The organism is Myroides sp. LJL115, assembly GCF_054871665.1.
In genome coordinates this window covers 57,643-78,958 of sequence record NZ_JBTXLS010000008.1, presented here as the reverse complement: position 1 = coordinate 78,958, position 21,316 = coordinate 57,643, and the positions used below count along the sequence as shown (strand labels likewise).

Below are 21,316 nucleotides of genomic sequence, written 5' to 3'. Positions count from 1 at the left end.
AATAAAGAGTTTATAGAAAATACTTTTATTAATATAGAAGGAAATGTTACTTTACATAAGGATGGAGATGGGAAGTATTATTTTGTATCGAAAAACCCAGATAAAACCACTACTACTACCTATTTTAACGAAATGGAGTTTAAGACATCGTTAAAAACAGGAGAAGTTACTGCAGATGGTATAGCACCTAGTTTTGCTGCCAAAACTACAGCTCCAGATGAATCAACGGTTAAAAAAGGGGAGATTTTCTATGAATATGTAACAGAAGGTGAAAATGGGAAAGAGTTAAATTATATCAATCTAACCCAAGATTTAATCACTACTATCAATAATAACGAAGAACTTAAAGAAGATATTACCAATATCGTAAATAACTTTTTAGAAGGTGGATCCAATGTTTACTATGGGAAAATAGATCCAAAAGATACTACTGCAAAAGATATTCTTTTTAGTGTGGATAAAGATGGAAATCGTACTCCAATAGATATCTCACAGAATATTATCAATGAGATCACCAATAATACAGAGGTTAAAAATACTATTAAGAAAGTAACTAGAATAGAATTAGAGGAGTCCCAAGTAGTTTCTATTAATACAAGTCTAAATAAGGCAGAGGTATACCGTCTTTTGAAAACGGTAACAGTAACAGCAGCTTCTGCTAACACTCCTTATAATAATGTATTAAGTGCTCCGGTAGATTTAGGCGCGAATGCAACCAAAGTACTGAGTATACAGCTTTTAAATCAAAATGGTTCTGTTGTATTAAATACAGCTAGAGATATAGAGTTAGATGCAGGGAAACTAAGTTTTGTTTTTGGAAATGGTCAAACCATACTTCCATTGAAACCTGGAAATTATGAGATTATTGTTGAGTTTACAGCAACAACTCCTTAAAACACGAAAAGTCTAATTAGTATTCAAAAACAAAAAAAATCATGAAGAAAAATATTATTGCCGCAATGACTCTTGCACTTAGTTTTGGAGTATTGCATACAACATATGCTCAAAGTAAACCAGGAGTGGGGATAGGAGCAAAGAAAGTGAACGACTCTGCTGTTTTAGAGATAAAATCAGATGATAAAGGGGTGTTGATTCCACGTATGGCTTTAAAAGATTTAAAAACTTTTGGCTTAAATGGGGGTAGTAACACGGAGTCTATGTTAATCTATAATAACTTAGATACTCAAGAAATTCCAAGTGGATTTTACTATTGGTCTGGTGCTAGTACTGCACAATGGGAATTGATTACTTCTGAGAGTAGATTAAATACCATTATAGAGAATTTAAGAAAAGAAATCTACGAAGAGATTGAGAAAATTACTAAAATTCCTGGATCAGGAACTGACCTTAGCTATTTAGTTGCCTTTACTCCTTCTACAGATGATCCAGGTAAAGGAAAGTTTAGTTATTTGGTTCCAAGTGTAGATGCTGATAATAAAGTTACTTATACCTTAAAAGAAATTACTTTAGAAGAAATTATCAAAGGAACCGAAACAGAAACCTTTATGTTGCCAGTGAAGGGTAACGTTAATGATGGGATAGGCGGTACAAAAGAAGTAACATTAGGTTACCGCTATTTTAATGAAAAAGTAATTAAGGAATGGAGAGTTCAAAATCCAACAGCTCCGATAGAAACTATTGATCCAGCATTAGGATTCTATATTGATGTTGCAAGTATTGCTGGAGATACTTTTATAGAGCATCTTACTGATAATAAAGAGTTTATAGAAAATACTTTTATTAATATAGAAGGAAATGTTACTTTACATAAGGATGGAGATGGGAAGTATTATTTTGTATCGAAAAACCCAGATAAAACCACTACTACTACCTATTTTAACGAAATGGAGTTTAAGACATCGTTAAAAACAGGAGAAGTTACTGCAGATGGTATAGCACCTAGTTTTGCTGCCAAAACTACAGCTCCAGATGTAGCAAAGGTTAAAAAAGGGGAGATTTTCTATGAATATGTAACAGAAGGTGAAAATGGGGAAGTGTTAAATTATATCAATCTAACCCAAGATTTAATCACTACTATCAATAATAACGAACAACTTAAAGAAGATATTACCAATATCGTGAATAACTTTTTAGAAGGTGGATCCAATGTTTATTTTGGAAAAATAGATCCAAAGGATACTACTGCAAAAGATATTCTTTTTAGTGTGGATAAAGATGGAAATCGTACTCCAATAGATATCTCACAGAATATTATCAATGAGATCACTAATAATACAGAGGTTCAAAATACAATTAAGAAAGTAACTAGATTGGATATTGTAACCGATAGCGATAAGCTTACAAATACTTTTGTAAACAATAAGCCTGTATATAGAGGTACGCAAACAGTAAGTGTAGCTGATGATAAACCTAGTACATTGTCTGTTCCGGTGACTATACAGCCTAAAAAAGAGGTGAAAACTTCTACAGGAGAAACAGAATTTGTAATTGATTCTACTATAGAAATTGGACGCTTATTGTCCATTCAAGTTTTAGATCCAAACGGATCGGTATTAGTAAGTACTTTTACTGATGCGCAAGTAGGACCTAAAACATTCAACTTTGACTTTGGTCAAGGAATAATGTACCTTAATTTACCAGCTGGTAATTACCAACTTATTTATGAGTACATTGCTAAATAAATATAAATTAGTAGAATAACTAATAAAAAATAATATGAAGAAATATTTAATAATTTGTTCTGCCTTACTAGGGGTGTCCTTTTTAGGACACGCCCAAGTAGGGATAGGTTTAAAGAAACCTTCTAATTCTGCCATGCTTCACGTTTATAGTGAAGGTGGTGATAGGGGAGTTATTTTACCTAGCGTAGCACTAAGTGATATTAATGTTTTTTCGCCAATTAACGGAAACCCTTCAGATCCAAATAATATAGGTCTTCTAGTATTTAATACTAGTATAAATACTAGCAAGGATTTAACTAGAGGATACTACTATTGGACTGGGAGTAGTTGGACTAGAATAGTCGATAGTCAGAGTTTAAAGGAGATTCTTGATAATTTACCAGATGGTGGTGGTAGTGGTGAAAACGGTAATTCTGCTATTAAGAACTATGTAATCTATAAAGCCAATGAGGGAAATTTTTACAATGTAGAAATTGATGCTCAAGGAAAAGCTACAGAGACTCTAATTGATCTAGCTAGTGCTGTTTCTGATTTAGAGACAAAAACTACCATGACTAGAAGAGAAGATGTCAATGCAACTCAAATGGGGGACTACTCAGTTTATACCCAGGAGCCTGCCCCAGAGAAAGGGAAAGTCATTTATAAATACACCGCCGAAGGTGGCAAAGAATATTTCGTTGACTTTACAAATGACTTATTAGCTAGTTTAGAGAATAATACTAATGTAAGGAATGAAGTTCTGAATATAATTGGTGATGATAATAGCGGTAACAGAGATGCTGGTAATGTGTATTTTGGGGAGTTTCCAGGGGAGCAGAATGAAGTTCTCTATAGAAGTATGATCGATGAAAACGGAGATAGAGTCTCTCACATCATTGACATAGGTCATAATATTTTACACTTTTTTCAAAATGCAGGTGATGAGATTCACAATAGCATTAGAAATTACATTGGCTATAATATAAGCTTAGAAGCTACCTCTACAGGTAATAAGGTAGAACAAGCACGCATTTATGTGTATAAGGATTTTATAAGTATAGAGGAGAATAATGCTGAAACATTTGTTCTTATCCCTACCAATCTTAGATCCAAAATTTCTTCGGTCTTTAGTATCTCTATTCTAGATACCAACGGTAATACCATAAATGTAGGTACAACAGATGTAGCTATTGAGAATACTAAAATTAGTTTTAGTTTGGGCTCAGGTAGTATGTATACTCCTTTACCTAAAGGAGAATATAATGCGGTGATTGAGTTTACTCAAAAGTAGCAGAGTTACTTTTTTAACGTAGATTTGCGAATAACATAAAAACAGTAGTATGCTTAGGTATGCTGCTGTTTTTTTTTTGGGGGGGTATACAAGATCCATACCTAGGCTTTTTCTACCCACAAATTTTAGTAGCGAGATATTCCATTTATCAAAAATATTACTACATATTGTATTTAGTTCATCTTTAGAAACTAAACTAAATAACAAAAGTGTTTTTTGCCGAAGGTATTAGTAATAAAACTAATTTAAATCTAACCTAGCTATCTCTATAATTTGGGGGAAGTAGTTCAACGCCTTTGTTCTCTATGAAAGTGTAAATGAAAACGTAGATACTGGAACATCGTAAAGCAATATTTAGAAGTTCCCATTTAAGAGGAACTGAATTTTTAAAAACAGTAAGCTAGAAGAAACGATTATAGATATTTATTAGTTTGGATATCTATGAAGAGTTTGGTAAAAGTAGACCACTTATTTTGTTATTGCATGACTAGAGTTTAGTGGAGGCTATAAAAGATTAATCCTATAAGAATACTTGTAAACTAGTTTTCTTATAGGATTGATTTAATTGAAATATAGTAATATTTCTAGGGTATTGTATTTATTATGCACTAGCATAAGGTTTAGTGTTAAAGCCAAGTAAATCTTTTAGATCGTCTAAGTTTTGTTTGCACTTCATAGATTCTTTCTTGTCTTGAGAAGAAAAATAGCCGTTTTGTAAGTTCAAAATCTCTTCTACATCCTGTTTTTTGTATTCTAATAGTTCTAAAGCCTCAATTTGCCATAGATTCTTAATAATGCGTAAGTCTTGTAAGTGATCCCAGTTAATATACTTTTGCTCGGATTGAATTGATTTTTTTAAGGAGCAATAAGCATGTAATAAATCTCTTTTTATACTTTTTAAATGATAAATATTATTGTTTTCCAAAAGTGCGTAGAACCCCAAAAAGGTAATATGCTCGCTACTTAAATAGCTTAATATTTGAGATAGTATTATATTGTTTGACTCTTGTTTTTCTATTAGATTAATATAATAGGAAAGATTTGATTTAAATTTTATCATAATTACTCTATATTTTCGTTGTGTTTGTCTTTTACAATATAGTTAAAATATGTTAAATTTAAAATATGTTAATGTGTTTATAGGAAATATAGTGTATATGGTTATTTTTAGTTGATAATTTTTAATGTTTTAAAAAAATACTCGAGTATAATGTTGTTTTTTACCTATTTACTGCAATTATGATAATAAATATAGAGAACTTAATTTCTAGTTTTGTTTTTTATCTTATCAAATATGTATTTTCTTCTCTAGGTTATAGTATAAACGATCATTTTCTAATATATTTTCTCCTTGATAACGATAACAAACTAAAAGTCCATCATTGGCCACGCTAAAGTCCAAACAAGCCGCATTAGGACTTAATAGTTTAGGATTCTCTCCCTTTGTAGCTTTCATCCAATAATGACCAAAGAATACTGGTTTTTCTTTACTACTATAAAAAGGAATATGCTTAATATCTAATGGAGTATCTGGTAGTTTGTATTCCTTCATGGCATTAATACCTTGGTAGGTAGTGTTAGTAGGTGAAATCCACCAAGAAATCCTAAAGTCATTTCGAATAGCACGATCTTTATCATAGAAGACCTGTCCTTGAGGTAGGGGTAATTCCATGCCTTTTAAAGTGATTTCTAGACATTGATGTAAACGGGAGTTTTTTTGCTCAACGGTAGGGTAGTACTTTAAGGGAAGTACGCCATCTTTGGTATATTTTCTTAAGTATTCAATACTCTCAGGGTCCCAACAAGCGTGTACAGCTCTGAAATTCTTATTTTCATAGAATAATGGTAGGGTGGTAAACCAATCAATATACATTTTGTAGCTCTTAGGGTCTTTCATAAATGCTGCCATGGTAACGGCATGCTGGTTAAAGTTCTTCTTATTTTGCTCCCTTAAATAATGGCCTTGCTTATCTTTTGTATTATAGCATATAGCATTATATTCATGGTTTCCCATTAAAGCAATAGCTTGATGGTTATCCACCATGGATTTTACAATATGTAAAACTTCTACTACGTTAATCCCTCTATCAATGTAGTCACCTAAAAAAAGTACTTTTCTTGTGGGGTGTTGGTAATAGCCATTAGTATTGCTGTATCCTAATTGCTCTAGTAATTGTTTTAAATCATTGCTATGTCCATGAATATCTCCTATTAGGTCAAAATGGTTGAAATCTGCGTCAATGTTTTTCATAGTTTTTCTCTCTAATTTACAAAAAAAATCAGATAAATAGAAGTATTTCTGTTGCATTTTAGAGTTTCTATAACGAAAAAACCAGACTTAAAATGAGTCTGGTTTTTCAATTTTTAAAGCATAAGCGAAAACTATTGTTTAGCTAAGTCTTTCATTTCTTTTTCAATCATGTCATAGAACTGATCGATTTTTGGTAATAATACGATACGAGTTCTTCTGTTGATTGCTCTATCTTGAGCTGTATCATTAGGAACAAGTGGTTGGTATTCTCCACGTCCTGCAGCTACTAAACGCTCTGGTGCAATACCATATTCGTTTTGTAAAACAGAAACAATAGAAGAAGCACGTTTAACACTTAAATCCCAGTTGTTTCTCATCATAGCATTTTTAATAGATACATTATCTGTATGTCCTTCTACCATAACTTCAAAGTCAGGTTTGCTTTGTGCAACTTTAGCAACCTTAGCTAAAACTCTCTTAGCATTGTCACTAACTTCATAACCAGCAGTTTTGAATAATAATTTGTCTGCAATAGAAATATATACTACTCCTTTTTCAACATTTATTTGAATATCTGGGTCGTCGAAACCAACTTCTTTTTTCAAACTTTTTACTAAAGCTAAAGTAACTGAGTCTTTTTTAGTTATTGCATCTTGTAAACGAGAGATTTTTAAATCTTTCTCTTTTAAGCTTTCTAATGATTTTTCTAGGTTTTCTGCACCTTTAGAAGATAACATCGTTAGATTACCAACATTGCTAATTAAATCAGAGGTATTTTGTTTTAAATAGTCTACTTGACTAGCTAAAGCTTGTTTCTCTGCTAAAGTAGAGTTTAATTTAATAGTACAAGTATTTAATAAATCTTGTATTTCCTGATTTTTAGATTCTAAATCAGCAATTTTTTGTTTAGTTCCACATGAAGTAAGTGCTAAGGCAAGCACAGATAATCCTAAAACTACTTTTTTCATAATTATAATGATTGAATTTCGAATCAAATATATCAAATAGCGTGCAATTGTAATAATTTTTTACACATATTTATTGTTAAATGTTATTATAATATTTTTTGCCTTGCACAAAGTATCTATATACAATGGAATTACAGTGATGATAATTAGAAATCGGCTCTTGTACTACCTTGTTGTTAAAGTTTGGTATTCTTTTGTAAAATGCAAAATGAGAGCGTATTATAGCCCAGCAATGCTTAGGTTTTCCTTGGGTTAAGAGCCTAATTCCTGCTATGCCATCTAAAGATAGGCGGCAAAATATCGTGAAAAATTTAGAGCTGTTTGGAAGATTTTTATACATCATCAATAAAGAATTTCTAAAATTTAAATAAGTCTTTTGAGGATTTTGATATCCTAAGGTTGCCCCACCTAAGTGATAAACTGTAGATAATCCACAATATTGGGTTTTATACCCCAAATGATGTGCTCTCCAGCATAAATCAATTTCCTCTTGATGTGCAAAAAAGTCCGTATCAAAACCATTTAGTTCCCAAAAAACACTTGTCTTAATAAAAAAGCAAGCTCCACTTGCCCAAAAGATATCTGTTATATCATTGTACTGGCCCATATCTTTCTCAATGGTGTCAAAAATTCTACCTCTAGTGAAGGGAAAGCCATACTTATCTATAAAGCCACCACCTGCGCCAGCATATTCAAAGTACTCCGGATTTTTATAGTCTAAAATCTTAGGTTGTATAATGGCTGTATTGGGGCTATTTTCCCAAAGTTCTAAAATAGAATCAAGCCAATTGGGTGTAACTTCTATATCTGAGTTGACCAGTGCTAAGTAAGGTTCTTCGATTTGCTTTAGTCCTATATTATATCCTCCTGCATAACCATAATTATCCTGGTTTTGGATTATTTTTACCTCTGGGAACTCTTGCTGTAAAACCTTTATAGAGTTATCTGTGGATTTATTGTCAATCACATAGATCGTAGCCTGTGGGGAATATTTTACAACAGAGGGTAAAAATTGTTTTAATAAAGCTTCTCCATTGTAATTTAAAATGGCAACGGCTATTTTTTTCATAATTGTATTATTGGATAAATGGTGTGTAGATAGGGTAGTCTCTTAAAAAGATATATTGATTATTGGAGTAATCCATTTGGCAGAAATAGTGATTAAGTCCATTGGTTACATACAAGTACTTAGATCTAAGTTCAAAGTTATATCGAGCAATTTGATCAAAGGTCTCTTGAGTAATCTTAATGGAGGGAGCTTTACACTCTATTAAAATCTCAATTTGACCATTTGGTTGGAAAACTACCACGTCGTATCGTTTGTTCATCGTATTGATCTTAACTACTCTCTCTACGCTAATTAAGGATATGGGATAGTTTTTAATATAGAGTAATTCATGAACAACATGTTGTCTAACCCATTCCTCAGGGGTAAGTAAAACAAACTTTTTACGAATCACATCAAAAATAGATAGCTTATTTTCACTATTTTTGAAACGAAATTCAAATACGGGATAATTTAACTTTTGCATAAAGCAAAGATATTTTTTCTTTGTGAACAAGGCAATTAAAAAACAAAGGTTTTATTTTGGAGCAAATCAAACAGATAATAAAAAATATAAAGAATAATAATGCAGCACCTATTTATTTATTAATGGGAGAGGAGCCTTATTATATAGATAAAATAAGTGATTTCATTCAAAATAATGTACTCTCTGAAGAGGAACAAGGGTTCAATCAAATGGTTCTTTATGGTAGAGATGTTAGTATACAAGATATTATTTCAAATGCTAAGCGCTTCCCTTTAATGGCCGATAAACAGGTTATCATTGTCAAAGAAGCCCAAGACTTAGCCCGTAGCTTTGATCAATTAGAAGCTTATGCAAACCAAGTACAACCCTCTACAGTTTTGGTTTTATGCTATAAGTATAAGGTAATAGATAAACGCAAAAAGGTGTATAAAGCTATTGAAAAAGCTGGAGTGATTTACGAAAGTAAAAAACTCAAAGAATATCAAATTGAACCTTGGCTAAATAAACAGATATCAGCAAAGGGGTATACTATAGAGCCTAAAGCAAATGCTATGTTGGTGGAATTTTTAGGTACCGACTTGTCTAAGATCAGCAATGAGTTAGATAAGCTTATGTTAGTTATTCCTGCTCAAAGTGCTATCACTCCTTTGGTAGTTGAGCAAAATATTGGAATAAGTAAGGATTATAATAATTTTGAATTAATCAAAGCTATAGTAGAGCAAGACCGTTTTCGCGCTTTTAAAATTGTAGAGTACTTTGCTCAAAATCCTAAAAACAACCCTATAGTGGTAACCGTTGCTTTAGTATATGGTTATTTTAGTAAACTTTTACTATATCATGGATTAGCAGATAAAAGCTCAGTAAATGTTGTAAAACAGCTTAAAATTAATCCTTATGCGGTAAAGGACTACCAACAAGGAGTAAAACACTACTCTATGAAAGCAGTTAGCGGTGTTATTGCTAGCTTAAAGGATGTAGACTTAAAGAGTAAAGGTGTAGGTTCTTTTAGCGCAACTCAAGGAGATCTATTAAAAGAAATGTTAGTAAAGATTTTTAGTAAATAATTAATTATGGGATATAAGTTAGATAAAAATAAAATATTGGGATACGCCACTCTTATTATGATTTTAATGGGAGGTCTACTAATTGGTTTAGGGGCATTGAAGTATTATGATGTAGCTGGATGGGGATTTGTTTGTGTAGGAATTGGATTCTGGGCTATCGCATGGGTATTTAATGCCTTAAAAGGTAGAGTGTAATGTTTTGTTTTGACTGACAAAATTAACACCTTTAGCTATGAGCTTCAAAAATAGCTGAAAGTAAAAAAGGCAGCACTATAGTAACTATAGGGCTGCCTTTTTTAATTGCTTATGCTTCTATACATACCTTTTGTTATCAAAACTTGTAGTATAATAGGATTAATTAGGTAAAACTTGTAAAAATATATTTTACAATACAATCTTCACAAATTTTAAACTAATTAAATCCCTATACAGTTTTGATACTCATCCTCTGTGGTATTGTTTAGGTGGTTTGCTGGAGATATGCTATCGCACATTTGACAAACATAAGCATCGATTGAGGGATCGTAAAAATGATTTTTATGATTATCCTCACAAAAATCATTCTCTTGTACTAAAGAATAATTTTTCATAGAATATTTATTTTATAATTTCCTTTTAAAAATACAATTTTTATATTTAATAGCCTAGAAAAAAATATGAATTTCATGTGGATTTACGTAATTTATTAATTTATTAACGATAAAGTGTGTTTAAATTAACCCTAGCCGCTTCCTTGTGAAAAAACAGTTTCTAAATTGGTTAATAAAGCGTACTTTTGGCATATGTGAGTAGAATAGACTACATTAAGGTTTTTTTCTTATTGCATATTTAATTTTTTAATTCAATTTATTATACTTTATGTCAGACGATAAAAAAGTTATTTTTTCGATGTCAAAAGTGAGTAAAACCTACTCATCGACAAATAAAACAGTTTTAAAGGATATTTATTTAAGCTTTTTCTATGGAGCTAAGATTGGAATTCTGGGACTTAACGGTTCAGGAAAGTCTTCTCTTTTAAAGATTATAGCAGGTGTGGATAAGAACTACCAAGGAGATGTTGTTTTTGCTCCAGGATATACAGTAGGATACTTAGAACAAGAGCCACAATTAGATGAGAGCAAAACAGTAATTGAAATCGTTAAAGAAGGAGCTGCTGAGGTAGTTGCTATTTTAGATGAGTTCAATCAAATTAATGATATGTTTGGCTTACCTGAGGTTTATGAAGATGCAGATAAGATGCAAAAGCTAATGGACCGTCAAGCAGAGTTGCAAGATAAGATTGATGCAGCTGGAGGATGGGAGTTAGACACTAAGTTGGAAATCGCTATGGATGCTTTACGTACTCCCGAGCCTGATACACCAATTAGTGTTTTATCCGGAGGGGAGCGCCGCCGTGTTGCTTTATGTAGATTACTTTTACAAAACCCAGATGTGTTATTACTGGATGAGCCTACCAACCACTTAGATGCTGAATCTGTACATTGGTTAGAGCAACATTTACAACAGTATAAAGGAACTGTTATTGCCGTAACCCACGACCGTTATTTCTTAGACAATGTAGCAGGATGGATTTTGGAGCTAGATAGAGGTGAAGGTATTCCATGGAAAGGAAATTACTCTTCTTGGTTAGATCAAAAAAGTAAGCGTTTAGAACAAGAGGAAAAAGTTGCTTCTAAAAGACGTAAGAACTTAGAAAGAGAATTAGATTGGGTTCGTCAAGGTGCTAAGGGTAGACAGACCAAACAAAAAGCTAGGTTACAAAACTATGATAAGCTTTTAAATGAAGACCAAAAGCAATTAGAGGAGAAATTAGAGATTTATATCCCAAATGGTCCTCGTTTAGGTACAAATGTAATCCAGGCTAAGGGAGTAAGTAAAGCTTTCGGAGATAAGTTGTTATATGAGGACTTAAACTTTACTTTACCTCAAGCTGGTATTGTTGGGATTATCGGACCAAACGGTGCTGGGAAATCTACTATTTTCCGTATGATAATGGGAGAGCAAGAGCCAGATCAAGGAAGTTTTGATATTGGTGAAACAGTAAAGATTGCTTATGTTGATCAAACTCACTCTAATATTGATCCTGAGAAATCTATTTGGGAAAACTTCGCAGATGGTCAGGAATTAATTCAAATGGGTGGACGTCAGGTTAATTCACGCGCTTATTTAAGCCGTTTTAACTTCGCTGGTTCAGAACAAAACAAAAAAGTATCTACTTTATCTGGAGGAGAAAGAAACAGATTACACTTAGCAATGACCCTAAAAGAAGAAGGGAACGTACTTTTACTGGATGAGCCTACAAACGATTTGGATGTAAATACATTACGTGCATTAGAGGAAGGTCTTGAGAACTTCGCAGGATGTGCTGTAGTAATTTCCCACGACCGATGGTTCTTAGACCGTATTTGTACGCATATTTTAGCTTTTGAAGGAGAGTCTCAAGTATATACTTTTGAAGGATCTTTCTCTGAATATGAAGAGAATCGTATTAAGCGTTTAGGAGATGCAGCTCCAACGCGTTTAAAATATAAAAAGTTAGTACGCTAATTTTAAACACATTTTTAAAAAAGGGGGTTGTCTTACAATTGAAGACAGCCCCTTTTTTACTTAATAAATATCGTGCTTTACTTAGTATAATTTAATTATTTAATCTGAAATATAAATTATACCTAATAATTTACTCCTGAATGACAGCTAGGTAACCTTTATGAGATAGCCCCTTTTTTTGACATATTTGCAAGGTTTTATTAATAAAGTAAAACACAAATTTTATACCTTACTGCTATAGTATGTGCTTAGTTTTTATTTTAATTTATTGGTTATTGAGGGGCTTGTGTATGAAGTGTATTTCTTTTAAATTTCTATTTGATATAATTTGTATTATTTTTATCAAGTGAATAGAATATAAAGTCAAGTTACAGAAGATATATAATGTATTCATCTATAAAAGAAAGGATAGTAGGGTAGAATTACTATAGTTTGTATCTGAATTTTAACGTTAAAACATTGATTTATAATAGTCTGACTTTTTGAAGGGCTTTTTTTACTCTTGATGTATGATTTTATATGTTATATATTATATCAAAGTGAAGCTGAGTTGAAGTTATTTATAAACAAGGTAGTCAAAATAGCTCATTATCTATTTGGATCTACTTTAATGCCAAGCTAGCTTAAGGCTGTTTGATACAATTGGATGAAACGTTTATGTAAATGGTTAAATTCCTCGTATTATGGGGGTAGAAGCTCAATATTTAACCTGAGATATAACGCCTGTTTGAATATGAACTATATAGCTTTGGACTACGCTCTGTATTAAATTGCATCTTTAGGATATAGCATAAAAATGGGGGTCTTTACTTTAAAGTAAAGACCCCCATTTTTATAAGGAAACTTAGTTAACTCTATATAAAGGTGATAAACAAGTTTAAAATAAGTGCGTTTAAAATATCTATAAAAAAGGCACCAACCATTGGAATAACTAAAAAAGCTTTTTTAGATGGTCCAAAGCGGTTTGTTACTGCTTGTATGTTAGCTACAGCTGTTGAGGTTGCACCTAAGCCAAAACCACAATGTCCTGCTGCTAGAACTACTGCATCGTAGTCTTTACCCATAAAACGGTAGGTAATGTTGGCAGCGAAGATGATCATTAATACAACTTGCAGTAATAGAACAAACAACACAGGTAAAGCTAGATCAATAATCAACCATAATTTTAGACTCATTAAAGCACAAGCTAAGAAAATGGATAATCCAATGTTTCCTAAAAGTTCTGTTGGTTCATCTACAATTTTAGTTTTAAATAGATGAGTGGCTCCATTGCGTATTAAAACTCCAATGAATAAACACCAAACAAAAGCTGGAAGTTTAAAACTGTATTGTGCATTCCAAGTAGCAAGAATATTACCAACCACTAAACAAACTGCAACCATTGTTATAGAACCAAGTACATTTTGGTAATTAATTAGGTTAGGTTTTTCTTCAAAGTCAGCAGGGTCATTTAAGCTAGAGAACTCTGGATTTAACTCTGCAGTTTTATTTGCTTTAGAATCTAAAGGAGCGTAGTTCTTCATTTTTAGTAAGCGGTAAGCTAAAGGCCCTCCAATGGTACCACCAAAAATTAAACCGAAAGTAGCACAGGCCATTCCAATTTCTTTAGCGCCTGGTAGTGGGTTACCACTTTGCGCAAAGTCATCTGCCCAAGCCCCAGCCGTACCATGGCCTCCGGTTAATGTAATTGAACCTGCAATAAGTCCAAAACGTGGATCTAAGTCCATGATTTTAGCCATTGTTACTCCTAATACGTCTTGACAAACAATGAAAACAGCAGCAATAACTAAAAAGAAGACAAGGGATTTGCCTCCTTTAATAAGTTGAGCAAAGTCTGCGTTAAGGCCAATCGAAGAAAAGAATATTAACATCATTCCTTGTTGCAGCCCTGCATGGAAAATAAATTCTTTTCCTAAAAATGAATATGCCCCCCAACAAAGTAGTGCAATTAGGAACCCACCCACTACAGGTTCGGGGATGTTGTACTTTTTGAAAAAATTAATTCTTTGAACAATTACTCGGCCTAAAAATAGTACCAAGCAAGCAAACATAAGAGTTTCGTATATTCCAAATTCCATATATCTAAGGTGATTTTTGTTTTAAAATATTAATAATTCTGTTGTAAGAGTAGCAAATATATATAAACAAGTCTCTAAAAAAATAAAATGAAATGAAATTTTCTCGTTTAACCATATATTTAGTACTATTATCAAGTATTATGTAAGTTTGAAGGTGTTTTTTTGGGTTAAATGAAATGGATTAAATTCCTTAAAAATAATTGAGAAGATTTTTTGCTGAAAGTAAGGAATTAGCTATTTTTGCGCATGCAACACAATGTACTTATATTAGATTTTGGATCGCAATACACACAGTTGATTGCGAGAAGAGTTCGTGAAATGAATATTTTTTGCGAAATCTTACCTTACAATGAAATACCAACAGACATGACAGAGTATTCTGCTGTTATTTTGTCCGGTAGTCCTTATTCTGTTCGTTCCGAACAAGCTTTACATCCAGACTTGACAAATATTAAAGGAAAAATGCCTTTATTGGGAGTTTGTTATGGAGCACAATATTTAGCACACTTTAATCAAGGAAATGTAGCCCCTTCAAAAACAAGAGAGTATGGGCGTGCAAATCTTACTTTTATGGAAGAATCGGAACCTTTATTTAAGGATGTTCCTGCTTCTAGCCAAGTATGGATGAGTCACAGTGATACAATCGAAACTTTACCTGAGAATGGTGTTTTATTAGCTAGCACTAAAGATGTGAAAAATGCTGCTTATAAAATTCAAGGAGAGACTACTTATGGAATTCAATTCCATCCAGAGGTTTTCCACTCTACAGATGGAGCGACAATCCTAAAGAACTTCCTTGTTGATATTGCTAATGTAGAGCAAAGCTTCACACCAAGTGCTTTCGTAGAAGAAACGGTAGCCAATTTAAAGCAAACTATTGGTGAGGAAAAAGTAGTTCTAGCTTTATCTGGAGGAGTAGACTCTACTGTAGCTGCTGTATTATTGCACAAAGCTATTGGAGAAAACTTGCACTGTATTTTTGTAAACAATGGGCTTTTACGTAAAAATGAATTCCAAAATGTACTTAAAAATTACAACGGAATGGGATTAAACGTAAAAGGAGTAGATGCTACAGATCGTTTTATGGAAGCTTTAGCTGGTTTAGAAGAGCCAGAAGCTAAAAGAAAAGCAATTGGTAGAGTATTTATCGAAGTATTTGACGACGAGGCAAAATTAATTAAAGATGCTACTTTCTTAGGTCAAGGTACTATCTATCCTGATGTAATCGAATCTATTTCAGTTAAAGGACCCTCAGCAACAATTAAATCTCATCATAACGTAGGTGGTTTACCTGACTTTATGAAATTGAAAATTGTTGAGCCTTTAAGAATGTTATTTAAAGATGAGGTTCGTAGAGTAGGTGCTTCTTTAGGTATTGATCCGGAATTATTAGGAAGACACCCTTTCCCAGGGCCAGGATTAGCAATTCGTATCTTAGGAGATATTACTCAAGAAAAAGTAAGATTACTTCAAGAGGTAGATGCTATTTTTGTAGAAGGATTAAAAGAACATAATCTATATAACTCTGTATGGCAAGCAGGAGCAATCTTATTGCCTGTAAATAGTGTAGGAGTTATGGGAGATGAAAGAACGTATGAGAAAGTTGTAGCTTTAAGAGCTGTTGCTTCTACCGATGGTATGACTGCAGACTGGGTTCACCTTCCGTATGAATTCTTAATGGAAATTTCCAATAAAATCATCAATAATGTGAGAGGGGTAAATAGAGTAGTGTATGACATTAGTTCTAAGCCGCCTGCAACAATTGAATGGGAATAATTTAACCAAATAAGTAAGTCGCTGTAACTTTGTTGTAGCGACTTATTATTTTATTGAATAGATTTGCACAATGAGAAAGAATTTTATTGCTATTTTATCCGCATTTATTATTACTGCTAGTGGAGTTAGTGCTCAGCAGAGAGAAACCTTTTCTACCTATACAGTTAGTAAAGGTGAAACAATTAGTAAGATTGCTAGAGATTATAATATTACCGTTACAGAGTTGTTTAAATATAACCCTGAGGCAAAAAGTGGAATAAGACCAGGACAGCTGCTATTGATTCCACAGAAATACGAATCTTCTACAAAACAAAGTAGTTCAGACTCTACTGCTCCTAGTACTAAGCAAAAAAACTATGTAGTTCAGCCTAAAGAAACTTTATATAGTATTAGTAAGGCTCATAATGTAAGTATTGAAAATCTGTTATTTTGGAATCCGGAATTAAAATTAACTGGTTTGCAAACTGGTTCTGTTATAATAATTGGGCAAGATCAACAAAATCCTCAAGAAGGATCTGCTAAATACCCAACTAGTTTAACCGCCTCTTCTGTAGATACTATTGTAGACATTAATAATATATACTATAAATATATAAAGGTAGAGCCTCAATCTACTTTATATGGACTAGCTGTGCTTTACCAAACATCTATTCAAAGATTAGTGGAATTAAATCCTGAGTTACAACAAGGATTAAAAACTGGTCAGCAAATAAAAGTGCCTTCCTTTGGTGCTACAACTATTTCAAAAGAAGATAAGAAAGTAGATCAAAACAAGCAAACGCCTGATTTTGTATCCATAAGAGTGGAACCTAAACAGACCTTGTATAGTTTGGCTCGCAATTATAATGTGAGTGTTGGTGATTTACTTTTATGGAATCCAGAGATTCAAAAGCAGGGTCTTCAAAGTAATATGATTATTAAAATTAAGGTTGATAATCCGCAAGATTTTGAACAAGTTGTTGTAGAACAAGATTTTACGCAGACAATAGATACTCCTTTAAAATTAGAGAATTCACTAGATTTAAATACTTCAAAGAAAGTAGCTCTATTGTTGCCATTTAATGTTAATGGGGTTGGAGAAGACGTAGAAGCAAAGCTTAAGAGTGATAATTTTTTAAATATGACCCTTGACTTTTACTCCGGTGCTAAATTAGCAGTTAGTAAAGCAAGATCTATGGGACTTGATGTTCAAGTAGATGTATTTGATTCTAATGAAGGTAAGAACTCTTCAGGTGTTATAGAAATATTTTCTTCTAATAATTTTAGAGATACTGATGCTATTATAGGGCCGTTCTTTCAGTCCAACGTGGAAAATGCAGCTAAGAACTTACCTAATAGTAAAGTTGTCTTGGTTTCTCCTTTATCAAATGAAAAAGCTGTGGGTTCTGCTAGAGTAATACAAACTATGCCTTATAGTGATGTTTTAAAATCTACTTTACTAAATTATTTTTTAAAGCAAAAGGATACTAAAGTTACTGTGATAGTGGATGATAGAAGAGTCTCTACAAAGAAATTTATGAGAGAAAACTATCCTTCGGTACGAACAATTAGTACAACAGACTTAGCTAATGTAGATAAGAGTTTATCTTTAGGAGTTAAAAATATTTTTATTTTGGATTCTGCAAGTATTGAGTCGGCTTCTGTATTAACTAAAACATTGAGTAAATTAGTGGATAGTTATGATATTCAATTAGCTAGTTTTGATAAATCTGATATATTTGAGTATAGTGAAATTACCGTACAATCTTTAGTAGATTTAAAATATATATACGCTTCGGTAACTAAGGATACGGATAATTCAATGGATGAAGCTGATTTTTACCAAGCATATAAAGATCAATTTAAGATTGCTCCTAATCGCTTTGCAGTAAGAGGTTATGATGTGACTTTAGATGTTATTTTGAGGTTGTTTCAAAAGCAAGGTTTTTCACAAACCCTACAGTTAAGTTCTCAAGAATTAGAAAATAAATTTGACTATGTACCAACTTCTAATGGTGGTTTAACCAATAAGGGAGTTTACTTATTACAATATAATGATGATTTTACAGTAAAAGTAGTACAGTAATTATTTAGATTAATGATAAATAACCAGGAGTATTTAGTAGAATTAGCACATGCAAGAATGCCATTTGGTAAGTTTCAAGGGGTGTATTTAATTGACTTACCCGAGCATTATGTGGTGTGGTACCATAATAAAGGTTTTCCTAAAGGAAAGCTCGGTGAGCAGTTAGCTTTAGTTTATGAATTGAAACTTAATGGTTTAGAAACTATTATTCATAAGATTAGAAGAAATTATACTAAATAAGAAAGTATATAAGGCTTAAGAAATTTTCTTAAGCCTTTTTTTATGGAACTGATTTTTCAAGATGTTTGTAGGTATTGTTAAAATTTCAGGGCGTTTTCTTCTTAGAATTGATTTTTATGTATTTTTTTTTGATTTTTAAGTGGAGAAATGTAATTGAAAGACCTAGGTTTGTTGATTATATAAAAAAACCTATAAAAGATTGTAATGTCAATAAATATGCGGGGTTCTATGGGGAAAAAGGTTTTTAAAAAGGTTTTACGAAGACAATAATTAATCGTAAATTTGCAACTTGTAAAAATCGAATGATTATGATGAATATTCCAACTTCCAGTTTACCACGAGTAGTTATTATTGGTGGAGGTTTCGGAGGACTGTCTCTTGCTAAAAAATTAAAAAATCAAAACTTTCAAGTAGTCTTACTTGATAAGCACAATTACCATACGTTTCAACCATTATTATATCAAGTTGCAACAGGTGGATTAGAATCTGGGTCTATTGCATACCCGATTCGTAAGGTAGTTCAATCTCAAAACGAGGTGTTCTTCCGCTTAGCAAATGTAGAGCGTATTGATACCCAAAATAAAAAAGTAGTTTCTGATATTGGTACCATTTTTTATGACTATTTAGTAATTGCTACTGGGTCTAAGACTAATTACTTCGGAAACGAGGAGATTAAGAGAAATAGTATGGCAATGAAAACTATACCTCAGTCTTTAGATATTAGAAGTTTAGTTTTGGAAAACTTTGAAGCTGCTTTATTAACTAATGATATTGAAGAGCGTAAAGCATTAATGAACTTTGTTATTGTTGGTGCAGGACCAACAGGAGTTGAGTTAGCTGGTGCTTTGGCGGAAATGAAAAAAAATATCTTACCAAAGGATTATCCAGACTTAGACTTTAGTTTAATGGAGATTAACGTTGTTCAAGGTGCAAATAGAGTGCTAGACGCTATGAGCGAGAAGAGTTCTATTGCAGCAGAAAAATTCTTAAAGCAACTTGGAGTTACTGTTTGGTTAAGTGAGATTGTTACCAATTACGATGGAGAAAAAGTAACCACTAAGAGTGGAAATGACTTTATTTCTCAAAACGTTATTTGGACCGCTGGTGTTATGGGAGCTGATATTGAAGGTTTTGATAAGCCAACTGTTATGCAAAGAGGTAATAGAATGAAAGTTAATGAGTTTAACCAAGTGGAAGGTTTTAGTGATATTTTCGCTATTGGTGATATTGCCGCAATGATTACTGAAAAAACTCCAATGGGACATCCTATGATGGCACAGCCAGCTATTCAACAAGGAGATTTATTAGCTAGTAACTTAGTTCGTTTAGCTAAAGGACAACCTATGAAGGCTTTTAGCTATAATGACAAAGGTTCTATGGCGACAATTGGACGTAATAAAGCTGTAGTGGACTTACCAAAATTTCATTTTAATGGTTTCTTTGCTTGGTTTGTATGGATGTTTGTACACTTAATGTCTTTAATTGGTTTTAGAAATAAATTAGTTGTTTTCTCTAACTGGTTATATAACTACCTAATGTTTGATAGACAAGCGCGTTTAATTATACGACCTTATAAAAATAAAAACAAAGTAAATAAACAATCTTAAGGCGTTAGCGTTGTATTAGTAAAGAGGTTTTTTCTTTTGGTAATTAATTAAAAGATCTACGAATTTGCTATATGACTGCAAGCCATGATGTTGGTTGTTGACCTTTAGAAAAGTGTCATAAAATATTGTAAAGAAAGAATCCGTAAAGTTTCTATGCTTATGCCAAAACACTGTGTTTTCAAGGATATTATCTTTAATACCTTGAGGAATGCTTTGAAGGATAGCAGGAAATTCTTCGGATTCTTTTTTGTTTAACTCTCCTAGGCAATACCTTAAAGCAAATATGTTTGCAGCATATTGATTTAGTAAATATTTATGGTGATAATTGGCTAAAAATCCTATAAAATTGGCATCACTTTCTCTTGCAAATCCATATTGATGTGCTACCTCATGGCTAGCAGTAATTGGCATGGTTAATTTTGGGATATGCCTATTTATTTGGGCCTCGTTAGTCAAAGGGTTAATATAACCGGAAAATCCCATAAAAGTAATTAAGGAGCTATATAAAGATTTTTTTAAAGAAGTTTCTCTATAAGAAAAGATGCCAAGTTGTTCAGAAACTTGTTTTATACCCATTGGTACTCCTTGGATGATTTGTTCTACTGAATCATTGTTTTTTACTGGAATATCTTTATGGACTACAAGTTCTTGATGTTGTTGTTTTGTTTTTTCTAGAATCAACTTGGTGATTTCTACTAATTGCTGTATAGTATAACTTTGTTCTAAGTCAAGTTGTTTGTCAATTGGAAGGTTGTAATTATTGAAACCCCAAGTGATATTAAAGATACTCCAGGCTATTACAACAGTAAGTATTGTATTGGAGCCAAATTGAATCATTTTTCTCTTTACAGTGATTGGGCTACTAATAAGAGCGAAAATATTGTATAAGATAAAGCCAATTAGACCTATATAAACAGTGTCTCCAACTGAAAAAGGCAGGTGTTTAGTCAGAAGGTTTGTATAGTTGCTATATAGAAGATATATATCATTTGTATAGTGTTTTTGTACTAAAACGGGATGATAGTTTGCTATATAAAGTAAGATCCATAAAGCAATTGCTATGAAGATGCTTAGGAGTGTTTTCTTGTTGAAATTGCCCATTTTTATGATATGATTGTTTTTATAGTCAATTTTAAAGGCTTGTATAGTGGAAAGATAAGCATTTTAGTTGCATTATTTCTAGCTTTAAATGCTCTAAGTAGTAGGAAATTGTATTGTTTTACAAATAAGTGTAAAACAAAAAAGAACTACTTGAAGGGGGGAGTAGTTCTTTTTG

The 21,316-nt window shown here is 32.4% G+C and carries 17 protein-coding genes and 1 pseudogene; 10 read left to right on the top strand and 8 right to left on the bottom strand.

The features are described 5' to 3' along the window. The 3 genes and pseudogenes from ACYSNX_RS03605 to ACYSNX_RS03595 all read left to right on the top strand — a co-directional run. Window positions 1–894, top strand: a pseudogene (locus ACYSNX_RS03605) (hypothetical protein); the annotation flags it as partial. Window positions 895–935: 41 nt separating this feature from the next. Further along, window positions 936–2,642, top strand: coding sequence for a hypothetical protein (locus ACYSNX_RS03600; RefSeq protein ID WP_461753323.1), 1,707 nt, complete (start codon window positions 936–938; stop codon window positions 2,640–2,642). A gap of 34 nt (window positions 2,643–2,676) precedes the next feature. Then, the gene (locus ACYSNX_RS03595) at window positions 2,677–3,912 is read left to right on the top strand and encodes a hypothetical protein (RefSeq protein WP_461753322.1); all 1,236 of its coding nucleotides are present in this window, start codon (window positions 2,677–2,679) and stop codon (window positions 3,910–3,912) included. A 601-nt stretch (window positions 3,913–4,513) separates the two neighbouring features. Here the strand turns inward: ACYSNX_RS03595 and ACYSNX_RS03590 are convergent. From ACYSNX_RS03590 to ACYSNX_RS03570, 5 genes are all read right to left on the bottom strand, one after another. Continuing rightward, window positions 4,514–4,972, bottom strand: a complete 459-nt coding sequence (locus ACYSNX_RS03590) for a hypothetical protein (RefSeq protein ID WP_461753321.1) — start codon at window positions 4,970–4,972, stop codon at window positions 4,514–4,516. A gap of 228 nt (window positions 4,973–5,200) precedes the next feature. Beyond that, on the bottom strand, window positions 5,201–6,163 hold the full coding sequence (locus ACYSNX_RS03585; RefSeq protein WP_461753320.1) for a metallophosphoesterase: 963 nt from the start codon (window positions 6,161–6,163) through the stop codon (window positions 5,201–5,203). 131 nt (window positions 6,164–6,294) lie between these two features. Continuing rightward, window positions 6,295–7,131: an OmpA/MotB family protein gene (locus ACYSNX_RS03580; protein ID WP_461753319.1), complete on the bottom strand. Its 837-nt coding sequence runs from the start codon at window positions 7,129–7,131 to the stop codon at window positions 6,295–6,297. A 76-nt stretch (window positions 7,132–7,207) separates the two neighbouring features. Next, complete coding sequence (locus tag ACYSNX_RS03575; protein ID WP_461753325.1) at window positions 7,208–8,203, bottom strand: glycosyltransferase family 2 protein; 996 nt, start codon at window positions 8,201–8,203, stop codon at window positions 7,208–7,210. A 4-nt stretch (window positions 8,204–8,207) separates the two neighbouring features. Beyond that, window positions 8,208–8,663: a type I restriction enzyme HsdR N-terminal domain-containing protein gene (locus ACYSNX_RS03570; RefSeq protein WP_461753318.1), complete on the bottom strand. Its 456-nt coding sequence runs from the start codon at window positions 8,661–8,663 to the stop codon at window positions 8,208–8,210. A gap of 56 nt (window positions 8,664–8,719) precedes the next feature. On the opposite strand from ACYSNX_RS03570, the gene holA reads away from it, so the two are divergent. Both holA and ACYSNX_RS03560 read left to right on the top strand, forming a co-directional pair. Beyond that, complete coding sequence (gene holA / locus ACYSNX_RS03565; protein ID WP_461753317.1) at window positions 8,720–9,727, top strand: DNA polymerase III subunit delta; 1,008 nt, start codon at window positions 8,720–8,722, stop codon at window positions 9,725–9,727. A gap of 6 nt (window positions 9,728–9,733) precedes the next feature. Beyond that, window positions 9,734–9,922, top strand: a complete 189-nt coding sequence (locus ACYSNX_RS03560; RefSeq protein ID WP_461753316.1) for a CAL67264 family membrane protein — start codon at window positions 9,734–9,736, stop codon at window positions 9,920–9,922. A 221-nt stretch (window positions 9,923–10,143) separates the two neighbouring features. Here the strand turns inward: ACYSNX_RS03560 and ACYSNX_RS03555 are convergent, their stop codons facing one another. Continuing rightward, window positions 10,144–10,317, bottom strand: coding sequence for a hypothetical protein (locus ACYSNX_RS03555; protein WP_461753315.1), 174 nt, complete (start codon window positions 10,315–10,317; stop codon window positions 10,144–10,146). Window positions 10,318–10,585: 268 nt separating this feature from the next. Between ACYSNX_RS03555 and ettA the strand changes: the two genes are divergently transcribed. Further along, window positions 10,586–12,274: an energy-dependent translational throttle protein EttA gene (gene ettA / locus ACYSNX_RS03550; protein ID WP_461753314.1), complete on the top strand. Its 1,689-nt coding sequence runs from the start codon at window positions 10,586–10,588 to the stop codon at window positions 12,272–12,274. 854 nt (window positions 12,275–13,128) lie between these two features. Here ettA and gltS read toward each other — a convergent pair. Next, window positions 13,129–14,352: a sodium/glutamate symporter gene (gene gltS / locus ACYSNX_RS03545; RefSeq protein WP_461753313.1), complete on the bottom strand. Its 1,224-nt coding sequence runs from the start codon at window positions 14,350–14,352 to the stop codon at window positions 13,129–13,131. Between the two features lie 246 nt (window positions 14,353–14,598). Between gltS and guaA the strand changes: the two genes are divergently transcribed. The 4 genes from guaA to ACYSNX_RS03525 all read left to right on the top strand — a co-directional run bounded on the left by guaA (window position 14,599) and on the right by ACYSNX_RS03525 (window position 20,040). After that, on the top strand, window positions 14,599–16,128 hold the full coding sequence (gene guaA / locus ACYSNX_RS03540; RefSeq protein ID WP_461753312.1) for a glutamine-hydrolyzing GMP synthase: 1,530 nt from the start codon (window positions 14,599–14,601) through the stop codon (window positions 16,126–16,128). 70 nt (window positions 16,129–16,198) lie between these two features. Further along, window positions 16,199–18,193: a LysM peptidoglycan-binding domain-containing protein gene (locus ACYSNX_RS03535; RefSeq protein WP_461753311.1), complete on the top strand. Its 1,995-nt coding sequence runs from the start codon at window positions 16,199–16,201 to the stop codon at window positions 18,191–18,193. A gap of 12 nt (window positions 18,194–18,205) precedes the next feature. Next, a complete protein-coding gene (locus ACYSNX_RS03530) occupies window positions 18,206–18,433 on the top strand; it encodes a DUF3820 family protein (RefSeq protein WP_461753310.1) in 228 nt (75 codons plus the stop codon). Between the two features lie 308 nt (window positions 18,434–18,741). Beyond that, window positions 18,742–20,040, top strand: a complete 1,299-nt coding sequence (locus ACYSNX_RS03525) for an NAD(P)/FAD-dependent oxidoreductase (protein ID WP_461753309.1) — start codon at window positions 18,742–18,744, stop codon at window positions 20,038–20,040. A gap of 15 nt (window positions 20,041–20,055) precedes the next feature. Here the strand turns inward: ACYSNX_RS03525 and ACYSNX_RS03520 are convergent, their stop codons facing one another. Continuing rightward, a complete protein-coding gene (locus tag ACYSNX_RS03520) occupies window positions 20,056–21,141 on the bottom strand; it encodes a DUF3810 domain-containing protein (protein ID WP_461753308.1) in 1,086 nt (361 codons plus the stop codon). Between the last annotated feature and the right edge of the window lie 175 nt (window positions 21,142–21,316).